The 14,396-nt window shown below is 60.1% G+C and carries 16 protein-coding genes; 6 read left to right on the top strand and 10 right to left on the bottom strand.

Annotation, left to right across the window (positions count from 1 at the left end; translation table 11 throughout):
• Window positions 1–197: 197 nt before the first annotated feature.
• From VSR72_RS21290 to VSR72_RS21255, 8 genes are all read right to left on the bottom strand, one after another.
• Window positions 198–839 (bottom strand): hypothetical protein, encoded by a 642-nt coding sequence (locus VSR72_RS21290; protein ID WP_342954313.1) that lies wholly within the window; start codon window positions 837–839, stop codon window positions 198–200.
• A gap of 382 nt (window positions 840–1,221) precedes the next feature.
• The gene (locus VSR72_RS21285) at window positions 1,222–2,271 is read right to left on the bottom strand and encodes an SGNH/GDSL hydrolase family protein (RefSeq protein ID WP_342954312.1); all 1,050 of its coding nucleotides are present in this window, start codon (window positions 2,269–2,271) and stop codon (window positions 1,222–1,224) included.
• A 195-nt stretch (window positions 2,272–2,466) separates the two neighbouring features.
• Window positions 2,467–2,937: a hypothetical protein gene (locus tag VSR72_RS21280; protein ID WP_342954311.1), complete on the bottom strand. Its 471-nt coding sequence runs from the start codon at window positions 2,935–2,937 to the stop codon at window positions 2,467–2,469.
• A 641-nt stretch (window positions 2,938–3,578) separates the two neighbouring features.
• Window positions 3,579–4,931 (bottom strand): alpha/beta fold hydrolase, encoded by a 1,353-nt coding sequence (locus VSR72_RS21275; protein ID WP_342954310.1) that lies wholly within the window; start codon window positions 4,929–4,931, stop codon window positions 3,579–3,581.
• 207 nt (window positions 4,932–5,138) lie between these two features.
• Window positions 5,139–6,131: a carbon-nitrogen hydrolase family protein gene (locus VSR72_RS21270; protein WP_342954309.1), complete on the bottom strand. Its 993-nt coding sequence runs from the start codon at window positions 6,129–6,131 to the stop codon at window positions 5,139–5,141.
• A gap of 74 nt (window positions 6,132–6,205) precedes the next feature.
• The gene (locus VSR72_RS21265) at window positions 6,206–6,688 is read right to left on the bottom strand and encodes a MarR family transcriptional regulator (RefSeq protein ID WP_342954308.1); all 483 of its coding nucleotides are present in this window, start codon (window positions 6,686–6,688) and stop codon (window positions 6,206–6,208) included.
• A 191-nt stretch (window positions 6,689–6,879) separates the two neighbouring features.
• Window positions 6,880–7,392: a helix-turn-helix domain-containing protein gene (locus VSR72_RS21260; protein WP_342954307.1), complete on the bottom strand. Its 513-nt coding sequence runs from the start codon at window positions 7,390–7,392 to the stop codon at window positions 6,880–6,882.
• Window positions 7,393–7,639: 247 nt separating this feature from the next.
• Entirely contained in the window at window positions 7,640–7,762 is a 123-nt protein-coding gene (locus VSR72_RS21255; protein WP_342954306.1) for a hypothetical protein, read from the bottom strand.
• Window positions 7,763–8,025: 263 nt separating this feature from the next.
• Here VSR72_RS21255 and VSR72_RS21250 point away from each other — a divergent pair, with 263 nt between their 5' ends.
• The 3 genes from VSR72_RS21250 to VSR72_RS21240 all read left to right on the top strand — a co-directional run bounded on the left by VSR72_RS21250 (window position 8,026) and on the right by VSR72_RS21240 (window position 10,040).
• Window positions 8,026–8,736: an SDR family oxidoreductase gene (locus tag VSR72_RS21250; RefSeq protein ID WP_342954305.1), complete on the top strand. Its 711-nt coding sequence runs from the start codon at window positions 8,026–8,028 to the stop codon at window positions 8,734–8,736.
• A 275-nt stretch (window positions 8,737–9,011) separates the two neighbouring features.
• Window positions 9,012–9,428: an organic hydroperoxide resistance protein gene (locus VSR72_RS21245; RefSeq protein WP_342954304.1), complete on the top strand. Its 417-nt coding sequence runs from the start codon at window positions 9,012–9,014 to the stop codon at window positions 9,426–9,428.
• A 78-nt stretch (window positions 9,429–9,506) separates the two neighbouring features.
• Window positions 9,507–10,040, top strand: coding sequence for a tautomerase family protein (locus VSR72_RS21240; protein ID WP_342954303.1), 534 nt, complete (start codon window positions 9,507–9,509; stop codon window positions 10,038–10,040).
• Between the two features lie 692 nt (window positions 10,041–10,732).
• Here VSR72_RS21240 and phoU read toward each other — a convergent pair.
• On the bottom strand, window positions 10,733–11,440 hold the full coding sequence (gene phoU / locus VSR72_RS21235; RefSeq protein WP_342954302.1) for a phosphate signaling complex protein PhoU: 708 nt from the start codon (window positions 11,438–11,440) through the stop codon (window positions 10,733–10,735).
• Between phoU and VSR72_RS21230 the strand changes: the two genes are divergently transcribed.
• Complete coding sequence (locus tag VSR72_RS21230) at window positions 11,430–11,930, top strand: hypothetical protein (RefSeq protein ID WP_342954301.1); 501 nt, start codon at window positions 11,430–11,432, stop codon at window positions 11,928–11,930. The two genes, phoU and VSR72_RS21230, sit on opposite strands and share 11 nt — an antisense overlap.
• A 206-nt stretch (window positions 11,931–12,136) precedes the next feature.
• On the opposite strand, the gene VSR72_RS21225 is transcribed toward VSR72_RS21230, so the two are convergent.
• Complete coding sequence (locus tag VSR72_RS21225; protein WP_342954300.1) at window positions 12,137–12,799, bottom strand: winged helix-turn-helix domain-containing protein; 663 nt, start codon at window positions 12,797–12,799, stop codon at window positions 12,137–12,139.
• Between the two features lie 194 nt (window positions 12,800–12,993).
• On the opposite strand from VSR72_RS21225, the gene VSR72_RS21220 reads away from it, so the two are divergent.
• Both VSR72_RS21220 and VSR72_RS21215 read left to right on the top strand, forming a co-directional pair.
• Complete coding sequence (locus VSR72_RS21220) at window positions 12,994–13,485, top strand: hypothetical protein (protein ID WP_342954299.1); 492 nt, start codon at window positions 12,994–12,996, stop codon at window positions 13,483–13,485.
• A 416-nt stretch (window positions 13,486–13,901) separates the two neighbouring features.
• A complete protein-coding gene (locus VSR72_RS21215; protein ID WP_342954298.1) occupies window positions 13,902–14,339 on the top strand; it encodes an SET domain-containing protein-lysine N-methyltransferase in 438 nt (145 codons plus the stop codon).
• Window positions 14,340–14,396 lie beyond the last annotated feature (57 nt).

Raw genomic sequence — 14,396 nt, 5'->3', positions numbered from 1 at the left:
CGAGCATGGTAGTCTAGGCTCGCTGGTGGGCTGAATCGTCCCAATAGCAGCGCCACCTCTTATTCCCTTCCCGAAGTCTCACGCATTCGTTGTGCGAATACGGGGTGGTGGCTTCTGAACTGGGCACGGCACACTCGTTAGATTGGCCTAAATTTATTCATCCGGGCGGTCAGCCTCTTCGGGTGGGGATGAGGATGTCACCGAGGCTCGACCGTACGACGCTTGCGATAGGTGACCGCCACGGCAAGTGCCGACGGCGCGGAAGGCACTTCTCCTACAGACCCGGAAGCGGCGGTCGGGAGGGCGTCTGCCGATGCTCCGGATACGCCGGTTCCTTCGGATGTGGCTCCGGGCATGGTTGGTGCCCCGGAAGAAGATTCGATGTCGCCCGCCGGACCAGAGAGGTCGGACTCCAGGCTCTCAGGAAAGGCCCTCGCACGCGGCGCATCGAGGTCGACCTCACCATGAGGCTGCGAATAGTCAGACAGGGCCCAGAGCTTGACGAGCGTCCTGGCTTTAGAAGGTGTGCAGGCAATATATTTCTTGAGGGCCTTCAGCTGGTTACGCAGGCGCGCAACGTGAGTCGCGTCGTCCACATGCAGGTCGTCGGCGAGCATCATTGGTGTGATGTCCAGCTCATGAGCCGCTCCCGCTTCAAGCCGCACGATGATGGTCTGGAGGGTCTGCCAGTCAGGAAACCCGCAGCCGATGGCCACCGCATCAAGCGCATGGCTGTACTTCAGCGCGCCCTTGCCACCCGCCAGCTCGATGAGCAGTTGCGCCTTCTGCTTTGCCCATTCCGACGAAATTACGTACTGCGCTAGTGACCCGCGTGACATGCCCTGACCTCGTACATCCTTGACCCGGTCTACCTTAACACCACGGGCGGTTCCGTTCAACGCAGGTCAGGGACAAGGGCGTCCTGTCCATGAGCGCGGCGGCCGAGCAAACAGGGTCACGCTATACCTTGGGTACCGGCGTACATGAGGACTTTACGGATGGAACATTTTCTCGAGACGGAAGACGGCACGTCAAACCTCCCAGCGTCGTAGTCGTCAACGGCCAGTTCCTGCCGTTCGCGTGGCCTCTCGTACGGACACTCGAATGTCAGGTCCACTCGGATAGCGGACCTGTATCGGTCAAACGTCCACTCGTCGCATCGTTTTTAGGTTCGTTCCGTCTAACGCGATGGACATGTCGTTGCCATTCCATGCGTACACGCTAAGGGCCGGGATACCGGGCCAATGTCCCCGCCGCCAGTTGCGCGAGTATCGCGTGTACTGCCTTCGTCGGGTGGATCCCATCCCAGAAGAAATAGTCGTCAGGTTGCTGGCACGTAAAAGGTGGTGTATTGGGAGTTACACAGGCATGCTTGACATCGGTGAGGCCGAAATTGCCAGGCGAATTAATAACGGCTGCCATCTGACCAGAGACGTCCATTTGTGCGATCTGGATGCCGGGGAAGCCGCCGACTGCCCCCAGGACGTTTTGGGCCAGCCCCTGATTGAAACCGTCCACCAGGTTGCCAGCTACGGTCACCGCGCCGGATCCGAACGCCATAACGGCAGGGGTCAACTCTATTCTCGGCGCATTCCAGACAAGAAACTTTCTTGCCCCGGCAAGGTAAAGCGCTTGAATGGTTCCCGCGATACCGTTCAGGGCATTCGTCAAGATAAGATTCGCCGCCGCGCCCGCCTGGCTTTGACTGCCCGTCATCTGGTAGGTGGTCAAATAGGCGACAAGCGCATCACGAAGATCGTTACTTCCCATTTCGATGACGTATAGCGCGTCCGGCGGAGCCATATGGTTCACATCCTTGAGAAAGGCCTGTACTTGCTGCTGGAGATCGATCCGGGTCGTATTCTGATACAGCGCGGCCCTCGCTCCACCCACCGCATAGTTGCTCGCCTTGCCGCTGTTGCTCTGGAACGCAGGCTGGACGAACGGCGCCAGCCCATTTCCTCCAGCAAATTGCTCGATCCATGTCGCTCCATTGCTGAAGTGGTGCCCACCCTTCGCGTAAGGGGCGATCGGTACCAGCGACTCGTCGAGGGTGTCATAGGGCGGATGGCTCTGGCTGACGCTGGTCGACAAACTCACACCAGCCGGTGGGTGAGCCAGCAGTGCGAACGCATTACCGGGGTCGGAAAGGCTCGTACCGAACACGACGATGCTGCCGAATATCAAATTGGCGCTTGCGACGCCAGGCAGTGCGAAAACCAGCACAGCCGCGATGATCTGCAGACACTTCTGCATAAGTGAGTTCTTCATGTTCGTTCGCTTACGTTAATCGAATCGGGCTAACGCGATCGGGTGGTGGGCAGGCGAAGTCACTGCTTGCAGGTCTTATATTGATCTTCTAATAGACGTTCACGCACAGCCGATTGCGGCGAATCACTGGCATCGCGACCACGCATCGCCTGAAAATGCGGCAACGATATGCGTGCATTTTCAAGATAGGCGGCGTTACATGGAAGGGCTGTAAGTACATCCCCGGATGACGTTCCTAGAAAGTCCAAACCATCCGTGGAAACGAGCCCACATTGCGAGAGACCTCATCACTATGAGGATGCGCGAGAGATCCGTGGTCAGGCTCTCAGTAACGCTATCGACGAAATACCCTTGCTCGGGATCGCCGCCGGCATTGGCAAAAGGGAGGACGACGATTGAAAGTCGTGGCGCACCCGATGCATGCCAATCTCCGAGAGACCTTTGACTGTCAGCAAGCGGTACGCCGGCTCTTGTGTACGCGGTATCTGGGCGACGGCTTCGATAGAGGACGTCCCACACGATGATCGCAATCCCAATAAAGACGATCGCGACACGAGCATCAAGAGCCAAGGGCAACAGGCGGCGCACGTCTGCGGGCGCCGGGACGTGATGGACAAACCGCGCGATCCACTCCTGCGGTGCAAAACCAGTGATTGCAGTGGTCATGCCTGCAATAACCCACCCACTGACCGCCCCTTGCAGCGTCTTCGATAGGCGCTTTAACGTTCGCATTGACCTTGTCGAAGGCATCGGATGCGCGCCTTGCAAAAGCCTCAGCCATCCTGAGGCGCGATCGTGGGGTTTGCTTCCAGTGCAGTCGTCGGACGCTCTGCTCCCAACTGGATCGTAGAGCAGCGTCTCGCGTCCTGAAAGTCCGACTGACCAAAATTCCGGAGTTTTTGTGACGACGCCAGATTTCGCGCGATTCCACAATGTCCTACATCGGAGTCGGCACGCTGAAGGTGGTTTCGGACTCGTCGCGCAAGCGGGAGAAAGCGTTACTTAACGATGGCAGCTATGCCTGCAAACATTGCTCCGCCTGCGGGAGCGACGTCGGCACGGGACTCGCCGTGCCAACAAAATACGCTGCGTAGGCAAACAGCAGGTTCGTCGAGAAGTGCGCATTTGCGGCCATGTTGGATTCCGGCAATGAAAGTTCGCCTGATCATCGGGCTTTGTTGAAACGGACGATAGTGGCAATGTCGCCATCGTTCGGGGAATATCAGACAAGCGCGCCAGGCTCCGTCGACCACGGCCGAACCAGATGACGGGCGCTTCAACACGCGCGCACCGGAGCGCCCGGCGAATCAGGCGCGCAAGGACCGTAATCCTGTGCGCACTTCATTCGCGAAGATCGTTGGTTCTTCCCATGCCGCGAAGTGGCCGCCTGTTTCGGGCTTGTTGAAGTAAATCAGGTTGTGATAGGCCTTTTCCGTCCAGCTCCTCGGCGCCTGGTAGTTCTCTCCCGGAAACGCGCTCACAGCAGCAGGCACGTTGACGTCGGCCGCGAGGAAGAAGTTCGCGTGCGACTCCCAGTAAAAGCGCGCCGCCGATATGCCAGTGTTGGTCAGCCAGTAAAGCGTGATGTCATCGAGTATGTCGTCCCGCGTCAGCGCGCCGGCTGAATGACCGTTCACAGGATGACCTAGCACCGCCGCGATCAACGCCGCCGCGGGTTGGCCGTAGCCATCGCCATGGTCGAGCAGCCAGGACGCCAGTGCAACGGGCGAGTCGGCGAGTCCGTACAGCGTCTGCGGACGCGTGCCCATTTCGAACGCGTAGCCGCGCTTCTTCTTGAAGTTGGCGCTCAACTGCTCATACGCATGCTTTTCCTCGTCCGACAAGCCCGCAGGCATCGGGTCGCCCGCCGCTAGCGACTTCAGAATCTCCGCTGGAACTGCGGCGGGGAAGTTCACATGAATGCCGATCAGCTCGGGCGGCGCCTGTTTGGCCATGATGTTCGTGACGATGCCGCCGAGGTCGCCGCCTTGCGAAGCAAAGCGCTCGTAGCCAAGGCGTTTCATCAGCGTGACCCACGCGCGCGCGGTGCGCTCCGGTCCCCAGCCCGATGTCGTAGGCCGCGCCGAAAAACCATAGCCGGGCAGCGACGGAATCACCAGATGAAAGGCATCCGTTGCCGGCGCGCCGTGCGCGGTCGGATTGACGAGCGGGTCGATGATCTTGAACTGTTCGATGACCGAGCCGGGCCAGCCATGGGTCACGATCAACGGCATCGCGTTCTCGTGTTTCGAGCGCACGTGGATGAAATGGATATCCAGACCGTCGATCTCGGTGATGAACTGCGGATATGAATTGAGCCGCGCTTCGCATTTGCGCCAGTCGTAGGCCGTTGCCCAGTATTGCGCGAGTCCCTGAATGGTGGCGAGTTGAATGCCCTGCGATTCGTCGGGCACCGTCTCGCGATCGGGCCAGCGCGTGGCCTTGATGCGGCGCCGCATGTCGACGAGCTGCGAGTCGGGGACGTGAACACGGAACGGGCGAAGCGCGGACTTGTCGCCGTTCGCGGGTTCCGCGATCTTGCCGATTGGCGCGCTCGTATCAGCGAATGCGAGCCGGCTCAGCGAGCCTGCAGCGAGCGCCGCAGCGGCCATACCGATGAAGTGCCGGCGAGATGAGGATTGGGGCGTGTCGTTTGACATGGAATCAGTCTCCTGCTTCGATCAGCGCGTCGCGTTGGGGGTGATAGCGGCGACGTACAGTTTCACGAAGTCATACATGCTCTTGGGCTTGCGGCCCGTGAGTTCGAAAAAGTCGTTCGTCATGCGGTCATACCGTCCCTGCGTGCAAGTCAGCCATCACGGCCAGATGATCGACGACGTGAGCGGCAATGCCGCGTTTCTCTGGAATCATGCAGCCTGGGTGCGCAGATCGCCGGGACTCCGATCGTTCGCAATCATCGGGTGCACAGCGCGTTCGTGAACATGGGCGGTCGGCGTACGGTCGATCATCAGACTAAGCAACTCTGGGCGGTTGTAGTGGCCGACCGGGTCCATCAGCATCTTGCGGCGGTCAATTTGCGTGAAGTCGAGATCTACGATGACTTCCCCTTCACCCGAGCGAAGCGGCTCGGCCACCAGCATGCCGTCAGGCGAAACGATCGTGGTGAAGCAGCCGCCCGTGATCGGACCGATACCACAACCCGTATCCTTCATGATCTGCGCCTGCTGGTCGGCGTCCAGCCAGGCCGTCGCGTTGACGACGAAAGCACCAGACTCGAGCGCATGCTGACGGATGTTGATCTCCATTCGCTGGGCGAAGCCATCGCCAAAGGCCGAACCCGGGTACATTGCCGAATGGATCTGCTCGCCGTCGGCAATCATCGCGTAGCGCACGAGCGGGTTGTTGTGCTCGAAGCACGCGAGCTGGCCGATGCGACCGACTGCGCTGTCGACGGCACGCAGGCCCGAGCCGTCTCCCTGGCCCCAGATCATGCGCTCGAAATGCGTCGGCGTGATCTTGCGGCGGCGCTGGATCAGCGTACCGTCGGCGTCGAAAAGCAGCTGCGTGTTGTACAGCGTGCCGCCATCGCGCTCGTTGACACCGATGGACACGACCATGCCGGCCCTTCTCGCTGCTTCTCCGATTGCATCGGTGGCGGAGGACGGCACGGTTACGGCCTGTTCGAGCAGGCGCAGGTGTTCACTGCCCGACAGTAGTTCGATGCCCGTCTGGACGGCCGCAAAGTACGGATAGTAAGGCACGACTGTCTCGGGGAAGGTGGCGAACTGCACGCCCTTCTGACCCAGCTCGTGGATCTTTTCCACGACCTTGGCGACGGTTGCTTCACGGCTGTAGAGCACCGGGCTGAACTGGACGGCAGCGGCCTTGACGACTTTCATAAGAATTCCTTAGTTAAATGGGTGGAATGTCAGGTATGGGTCGATGCTGCATATGCAACATCGACAGAAAAACTTCAGACCATACGCGGCGGCAAACCGCGCGCGATATTCATGAGTTCATGGACACCGGTTTCTCCCAGGAGGCGTGTCACGTGGCTCTGTGCAGAGGACCACCCGCTCGCTGCATTTTTGAGCAACACCTTGCCTTCATGCGTGAGCGAGAGTGGCCGGCTGCGGCCATCACTCGCCGGAACGCCTTCGGCAACCCAGCCCTGCGCGATCAATGGTTGCAGATTCCTTGTCAGCGTCGATCGCTCGTGATGACTTTTCCGGCCGAGATCCGAGCGGCTAATGGGCCCGAACTCGGCGATGAGCACGAGCAATGAGAACTGGGGCGCCACGATATTGAACGGACGAAATGCGTCGTCATAGATCGAGGTCAGAACGCGGGAGATCTGCCGGGCGCGCGTCACGAAACAATTGCGGGCGATCTGGCTGCATAGAGGTTCATCCGCTGCGCGATCCAGTTCAACGGTTCCATTCGAATCTTGTTGCATATGCACTATCTCGCCAGACGCAGCACGGTGTTGTACTCGCGATGGGCGTATTTGAGCGGACGAATGTATCTCGCTTGTGTCCGGAAGCGGGCCGTATGTATGCGCGTGTATCCGTTTTACTTGTAGATACCTTGGAATACAAAGAGACAGGGCGGAAAACGACCGTGGCGATGGCGTGATGTCGCAAGGCCTCAGCCATTGCCGCCTGACTCGTCTTCTATATTCTTCGCCGCCGCGCGCGAAAACCGCATTTGATATTCACGCGGGGACATTCCGGTTTTGCGCTTGAACAATTGCCGGAATGTGCTGATATCGCCATAACCGACACGTTGACTAAGCGCCTCCAGCCCGATTGGCCGTGTTTCCAGTAAGCGTTTCGCGACTTCGATACGCAGATTCTGCAGATGCGCAAGCGGCGCGAGCCCGACGGCTTCCTTGAAGCGGCGATTGAGCGTGTGCTCGCTCACAGCAAGCGATGCTGCCAGCTCACTCAGCCGGAATCCCTGCTGCAACGTAGCCTCCATCTGCCGCTGGGCACGGGCGACGAGCGTATCGGTATGTCCGTGTTCCTCGACACGCGTTGCAAAGGAAGCCTGCGAAGTCCGGTTCATGTCGATTAGAAGCGCCTTCGTGGTCATCGTGGCGAGTGCCTCGCCCGCGAATGTTTCGACGAGCTGTATGGCGAGATTCAGATACGACGTCACGGAACCGCCCGAGATAGTGCCGTCTTGCGTGCGGAGGTGGTCTCCGGCACCGCGACGCCTCATTTGTAGTTGCGCTGGCTGTGGACATCGGCGATGCAAACTCGTCTGCCCAAACGAATGTCCGAGCTACATTCGAGACAAGCCGTTGGCATCAGGATGCATCGGAGGACCGCTTCGGGTCGACTACAGCAGACCGTTTCAGGCAGTAGTCGGCCAATTGTTGTCGCTCGTTGATTCCACAAAGCGGTCACTTGAACGACGGGTCCGCATCCGGAACCTGCCGCATGCGCCATGAACGCATCTCGGCCTCCGCCTGACACAGCGTCGGCAGGATCTCACTGTTCTCTGTGAACGCCAGCATGTTCGCCACATGTCCGACGCCGAAGGGTGCTTGGCATCAGCGCGAGTGACCGCGCGCACGCGCACAACTGAATTTCAGACCATTGGGACACGCCCGGCACGCATTCTCACACGCTTGAAGTGCACAGATGACGCACCAGCCGCACTTGTTCCTGGCGATCACAACTGTTTGTCCATTGTGGGTGTGCGCAAGTCGCAGGCGGACCCTTAGATTTACGACCTAACGGCACTGTCAATTCCGACGCGAGCCGAACAAACTTTCAGAGGTCAATCATGAGCAATTCGCAAAAGGTCGCTATCGTCACGGGTGCATCGCAAGGCATTGGCGCCGAGATCGTCAAGGGTTTCCGTGAGCAAGGCTATCGCGTCGTCGCGGTGGCACGCTCGATCAAGCCTTCCGAAGATCCGAACGTCGTGACGATCGCCGGCGACATCGGCGAGCGCGAAGTGGCACAGCGCGCCGTATCGGAAGCCGTCAAGCGCTTCGGCCGCGTCGACACGCTGATCAACAACGCGGGCATCTTCATCGCCAAGCCGTTCACGCAATACACCGCCGAAGACTACGCGGCCGTGATGAACGTGAACGTAAATGGCTTCTTCCACATCACACAGCTCGCTATCGCCGAGATGGAAAAGAGCAGGAGCGGTCACATTCTGCAGATCACGACAAGCCTCGTGGACCACGCTATCTCGGGCGTGCCGTCGGTTCTCGCATCGCTGACCAAGGGCGGCCTGAACGCGGCCACCAGGTCGCTCGCAATCGAATACGCGAAGACGGGTATCCGCGCGAACGCTGTCTCGCCAGGCGCCATCAAGTCGCCGATGCACGCGCCAGAAACGCATGAGGCGCTGGGCGCGTTGCATCCTGTCGGCCATATCGGCGAGATGAGCGACATCGTCAACGCCGTGCTGTATCTCGACTCCGCACCGTTCGTCACGGGCGAGATCCTGCACGTGGATGGCGGCCAGAGCGCTGGGCACTGAGCATACCGAGGCGCCCCTACAAGGGCACCCCTCGCGCATTTGCAGGCGGTGATTAGCTTGGCGTCGGAAGAGGCGTGCGACATCGGTTCTGACACTCGATTTGACGGCGCGCAGCCCGGTGTTGCATTCGCTGGATCGCGCGCGCCGCAGTCGTGTATCGCAGTGTATCTGCAGTGCAGGTTGATACCCGAGATTACAAAGCCGCCGCTTCCCGACACACGCAGGATACGTCTGCGCACTTTAATGCTTCCATTGACCAACTGGAGCAAACCATCATGACTCGAATCGAAAACGTGCTGTACACAGGCAAGATCCATACAACGGGCGGCCGCGAAGGGGCCGCCCGCAGTTCGGACGGCCGCCTCGACATCAAACTCTCGCGGCCGGGTTCCGCAGGCGCTGGGACGAATCCCGAGCAGCTGTTCGGCGCCGGCTGGTCGGCATGCTTTATTGGCGCAATGGGTGGGGCAGCACGCGCCTTGAACGTCATGCTGCCGGCCGACACGAGTGTCGATGCCGAAATTGATTTCGGGACCACTGACGGAGCCTTCCTTCTCGGGGCGCGTTTGAACGTGAGCCTACCCGGCCTGGCGCGTGACGTCGCTCAGGAACTGGTGGACCGGGCCCATCAAACCTGCCCATATTCCAAGGCTACGCGCGGCAACATCGATGTCGTGATCGCGCTCATTTAACCGGGATGCATGTCTGAACGAGTAGAAGAACTCTCGTTCGAATCGCTACGCCAAAACACCTGATGAAGGAGCAGCACCATGCCAATGATCGACGCACTCTGGCCGGAAGACGCATTGACCCGTGAGGCGGAAGCCCATCTGATCAAAGAATTGACTGACATTCTGATCAAAGCGGAAGGATACGATCCAGCCAATCCGATTGCACAGAGCGTATCTGTTCTCAATCTCCATCGACCTGCTGCCGTATTCGTCGGTGGGGAACGCTCGAAGGCAGCGCGCTACCGGATCATTCCGTCGGCGCCCGAGGGGCAATACACCGTCGAGTCGCGTAGAGCGCTGGTTAAGGCAGTCACGGAAGCGGTAGCCCGCGCCGAGGACCGACCGTTCGAAGAGGTTGCATCGCGCGTTTGGGTCTTCCCGACAGAGATTCCGGAGGGTACCTGGGGCAGTCGTGGCGCCATCTATACGCTCCCCGACATTCACGCGTTGCTTGCCGGTGAGTCCGAACGGAACGCCGGCGCGGAGCGACTCGCGCGCAGACGCCGCGAAAAGGCACGCATGATGCTCGAGGCCACTGTCGATGGATTCCAACGGGCGAGTGACGACGCCTAACGCATGATTGAAGCCCCGCGCCGAATGCCCGCTGCATGCCCGTCTGGGCCATCTGCGTGCCCAGCAGCAGTAGCGCGATGGAACCGGCCAGATCAATGATCAATCAGCGTGAATGTCGTCGGCATACCCATGCTCCTGTTGGGCCGTCGTATTGCTGCTTTTTCCCGACACGCTCCGGCGCGGCGCGGCCCTCCACGTTCATGAGCGCCGCGTGAGCCCGGGATGAACACACATCATTGTCGAGAATATTTCCAGCGGCATTGGTGCGCAAACGCACAGCCGGTCTGTCAACAGGCTGGAAGAGTTCGAATCCAGTTTCCGCAGAGGCACGATGTGCCGACACACGTGTCGGAGCACTGTCGCAGTGGTCCTGAGTTGCGAGGGAGGCGCAGCGCGGTGCCTCGCTTGCCCCCCTTCGGACCTGGTGAAGCAGGCGGCACGCTTTCGATAGCGAGGCCAACGCTCGTCCGGCTTGACGGGTACATTGCAGGCATACGATTGCGGAGGATCGATTCTTCCAGGACCTTGCCGATTGCCCAATTACGCACAGGCGGCAGTCATCGAACTCGGGCCCCACTGCCCAAACGGTTGGCGCACTGCGAATGTCCGAAACCTCTCCCGATCCATTTCAACCGGTTGTCGCACTCCACGCGCGCGACCGTCGAGACTTTCTTGCCATTGCTACGCGGCTCTCAATCGTCCAGGGCCTCACGCTCAAGTTGAACGCGCGAAATGTGACGGACGTCCTTGCCCTTGACAACATAGATGACGAGCTCCGCCAGGTTCTTCGCGTGGTCGCCGATCCGCTCGATGGCAGACGCGATGGACAGATAGTCGAGAGCCGAAGAGATGATGCGGGGATTCGCCGTCATGTACGTCGGCAGCTTGCGCACGAATGCACGGTACTGCTCATCGAGCGCTTCATCCTCGCGCATGATCCGTGCGGCTTCAACCGTATCGAGTCGGGCAAATGCAGCGAGCGCGTCGTGGAAGATGGTTCCCGCCATCTGGCCGGATGACCGGATTTCAGCGATATTCAGATTCCTGCCCGCAGCGTCATTCGCAATTTTCCTGGCCCGCTTTGCGATCTTGCGTGCCTCATCGCCGGCGCGCTCGAGATTGGTGATGCCCTTGGAGAAGGCCATCAGTCGTCGCAGGTCGGATGCGATGGGCTGGCGCCGCGCGATGATGTTGTTGCACTCGGCATCGATCTCGATTTCCATCGCATTGAGTCGATGCTCCTCATCAATCACCTTGTCGACCAGCCCCACGTCGAAGCGGCTGAGCGCCTCCATTGCATCGGTCAACTGTGACTCAACCAGTCCCCCCATCGCGAAAAACCTCGACGACAGGTGTTCAAGGTCGGCATCGAACTGGCTGGAAATGTGCTTGTCTGGCATAGAAAACTCCTCTTACCAGAAAGACGATAAACTGTTTGCACGGTTTGTCAAACGTGAAAAAACCATGAAACCACAGGCTACCAGGAACAGAAGCGGCAAGCGGGCGCACGCAGCCCCGGAGGAAGGCGCCAACGAGTCAGCGGTCGGCCAGGAGGCAGTCCAGACTGCGAAGGCTCGACGTGTGGCGGCGAAGCCACAGACCCGGAAGGCAACGCCTGTTGAGGAGCCTCCTCAGCCCGCAGCCCGGCACCGCAAGGAGCATGTGAAACGCGAAAAAGTCGTGCGCGACACCTTCACGATGCCCAGGGAGGATTACGAACAGCTCGCGGTGCTTAAACAGCGGTGCCTCGATGCGGGTCTGGCCGTGAAGAAAAGCGAGCTCGTGCGTGCGGCGCTGCTTTTGCTGGCATCTGAGCCGACGAAGCGCCTTCTTGCGGCCGTCAAGGCGGTCGAGCCGGTGAAGACCGGCCGGCCACCGAAATCGAAGTGAGTCGTGTTCGAGTCCCGACGGTCGCATGGAACCGCAGCGACAATCAGGATCTGGCGCGGGGTCGCTGTAGCCGGCCTGCGTGAGTTGCGGGCGGACAGTCGCGACTCTCGCTCCGATACGCGGCGGTAGTCCGCGGCGCTCGTCGTGCTGTGCTGACGTTCAATGCTCCGGCGTCTTCACCGGCACTGATGCGTTCTATCCCGCTGTCACGTGAGTTTCCTCAGGCGATAACCGACGCCGCGCACCGTCACGATCCGCTCTGCGCCGATCTTCTGCCGCAGGCGATGCACATGGACTTCAAGCGCATTGCTGTCGATTTCGTCGTTTGGCCCGTACACCTTCCCTTGAAGCTCATGATGCGTGACGACCCGTTCCGGCTCTTCGATGAGCGCCCTTAGCAGGCTGAACTCGCGCGGCACCAGGTCAAGCGGCACGCCATGCAGGGACGCCTCATGGGAAACGTGGTTCAGCACAAGACCATCGTGTGCGTAAGCTCCCGTTGCCTGGCCTGTTCGACGACGCATCAGCACGCGTACGCGCGCGACGAGTTCATCGAGGTCGAACGGCTTGATCAGGTAGTCGTCCACGCCGGCGTCGAGTGCGCCAATACGGCTATCCACCGCGTCCCACGCCGTCAAGATGATCACCAGGGCGCGACCGCCACTCCTTCGATAGTGACTCAGTAGCTCGAGACCGCCGTGCTCCCGCAGATCAAGGTCCAGCATGATCAGGTCGTACATTCCGTCGCGAAGCGACAATTCCGCCTCGTGCCGATCGCGTACCCAGTCGATCGCATGGCCCGTGCACCGCATCGCCTCTAGCACGGGCTCGGCGAGCATCCCGTCATCTTCCACCAGCAGCAGGCGCATGGTGCGACCTCTCCTGAAACCCCCTCATTGTCGACGCGCATCGCTTAACGCGCGCTTAAGCATCCCTTAAGCTCCTGCTGCCGACAATCCACCGGAATACTGAGCCCGGTCGTCCTTTCGAGCGACCTTCATACTGCCCGAAGAGAACGCAACGGATGTAGCGGGTTCAAACTTCACGCGTCAGAGAATTGGACATGCCCGGCAACAACAAGCCTCGATCCCTTCGCCAGCCCTCTTCACGGGCTCTTTCGAAAGCGCTGCTCCTTCCCATGTCCCGAAGTGAGGCATCCAATCTTGCGCTGCGCACGCGGATCGCGCTCGAACGACTGCGCAACGGCGAGGCCGACCGGTCGCTGATTAATCACATGTCCCAGATCGTCTTCATTACGAGCTACATCACCCGCGCCGGATTCGGCGGGCTCGATATCCACGACATTGACCGCGTTGGGCAAAATCTCGGCGAGGTACTCTTCGAGGCAGACAGCACCGGAGAATGGAGAGTGCCTGCTTCGTTGATCAGCGAAATTACGACCGTGGTCAACGAGTACGATCGCCAACTCACCACAACGCGCGTCGAGATCGTCGCCCGCGCCAGCGAACACCTCGAACGGCACATGCTGCTGGCCGCGCGCCAGCCCACTGCTTGCACAGATGGTGTCGCTGCCCGCGCGCGGGCCGCCACGTGACAACCCGCGTTGATCATATGCAGCCACAGGGCTGATGCCCAGGCTGCCTCCACGACTGAGCAATAGGGTAACCCGGGCGACGCTCACGTACGCGGATCTGCATGGTGCGACCTGTGGCCCGACGCCGCTGTCGGGGACGCGCGTGTTTTCCTGTGCTCGCACATTCGGGAATCCGTCGCAAGGCAACGAAATTCGTTGCCCAACAGGAATGCTCCCCGCAGCAGCAGATAATTCGCGCCCAGATTGCCCGTGAGATCCGTATGAGGATGCGGCCTCTGCGTTCCACCACCGTGCAGCTCTGGATGCATGAAGGGTCGCCGGATGCGAACGCAGGGTGCACGACGACGTGCCTCAATGCGATAGTGACATTTCCCCCGGCTATACTCCGTGCCAAATCTCCCCCGCATCCTGCCAGCATGAAACGTGTCTCGGTTCGGCGATCACCCATCCACGGAAAGGGCGTCTTCGCACTATTGACGCTTTGTGCAGGTGAACGCATCTTTGAGTACAAGGGCCTCCTGACCACCTGGCGCGAGGCCGCACGTCACTGTGCACGGCGTGCGGACACGGGACATACGTTTCTGTTTGGCTTGTCCGACGGGCGCGTGATTGACGGCGGACGGGGTGGAAACGGCGCGCGGTGGCTCAATCACGCCTGCACGGCGAACTGCGAAGCCGTTGAGGAAGCCGGCCGCGTCTACATTGAGACGCTCCGGGAAATCGAACCGGGAGAGGAGCTCTTTATCGACTATGCGCTCGAGATCCCTCCGAAAGAGCGTAGCAAATCGCTCAGCGAGTACGCCTGTCGCTGCGGAGCGAAACATTGCCGCGGGACGATGCTCGGTCCGCTGTGAGCACCGCACGATGCAAGCCGACGGTGGCGCTGCTCAACAACCCGATTTGCGATAAAA

Source organism: Paraburkholderia sp. JHI869 (genome assembly GCF_038900775.1).
GTDB lineage: Bacteria > Pseudomonadota > Gammaproteobacteria > Burkholderiales > Burkholderiaceae > Paraburkholderia.
The sequence above is the reverse complement of the archived record's forward strand: the minus strand, read 5'-3'. Positions and strand labels throughout refer to the sequence as shown.

What these genes read in the sequence shown, in the direction of transcription:
- VSR72_RS21290 (WP_342954313.1), bottom strand. Translation starts at nt 839, where the DNA reads ATGTCACGCGGGTCACTAGCGCAGTACGTAATTTCGTCGGAATGGGCA.
- VSR72_RS21285 (WP_342954312.1), bottom strand. Translation starts at nt 2,271, where the DNA reads ATGAAGAACTCACTTATGCAGAAGTGTCTGCAGATCATCGCGGCTGTG.
- VSR72_RS21280 (WP_342954311.1), bottom strand. Translation starts at nt 2,937, where the DNA reads ATGACCACTGCAATCACTGGTTTTGCACCGCAGGAGTGGATCGCGCGG.
- VSR72_RS21275 (WP_342954310.1), bottom strand. Translation starts at nt 4,931, where the DNA reads ATGTCAAACGACACGCCCCAATCCTCATCTCGCCGGCACTTCATCGGT.
- VSR72_RS21270 (WP_342954309.1), bottom strand. Translation starts at nt 6,131, where the DNA reads ATGAAAGTCGTCAAGGCCGCTGCCGTCCAGTTCAGCCCGGTGCTCTAC.
- VSR72_RS21265 (WP_342954308.1), bottom strand. Translation starts at nt 6,688, where the DNA reads ATGCAACAAGATTCGAATGGAACCGTTGAACTGGATCGCGCAGCGGAT.
- VSR72_RS21250 (WP_342954305.1), top strand. Translation starts at nt 8,026, where the DNA reads ATGAGCAATTCGCAAAAGGTCGCTATCGTCACGGGTGCATCGCAAGGC.
- VSR72_RS21245 (WP_342954304.1), top strand. Translation starts at nt 9,012, where the DNA reads ATGACTCGAATCGAAAACGTGCTGTACACAGGCAAGATCCATACAACG.
- VSR72_RS21240 (WP_342954303.1), top strand. Translation starts at nt 9,507, where the DNA reads ATGCCAATGATCGACGCACTCTGGCCGGAAGACGCATTGACCCGTGAG.
- phoU (WP_342954302.1), bottom strand. Translation starts at nt 11,440, where the DNA reads ATGCCAGACAAGCACATTTCCAGCCAGTTCGATGCCGACCTTGAACAC.
- VSR72_RS21225 (WP_342954300.1), bottom strand. Translation starts at nt 12,799, where the DNA reads ATGCGCCTGCTGCTGGTGGAAGATGACGGGATGCTCGCCGAGCCCGTG.
- VSR72_RS21220 (WP_342954299.1), top strand. Translation starts at nt 12,994, where the DNA reads ATGCCCGGCAACAACAAGCCTCGATCCCTTCGCCAGCCCTCTTCACGG.
- VSR72_RS21215 (WP_342954298.1), top strand. Translation starts at nt 13,902, where the DNA reads ATGAAACGTGTCTCGGTTCGGCGATCACCCATCCACGGAAAGGGCGTC.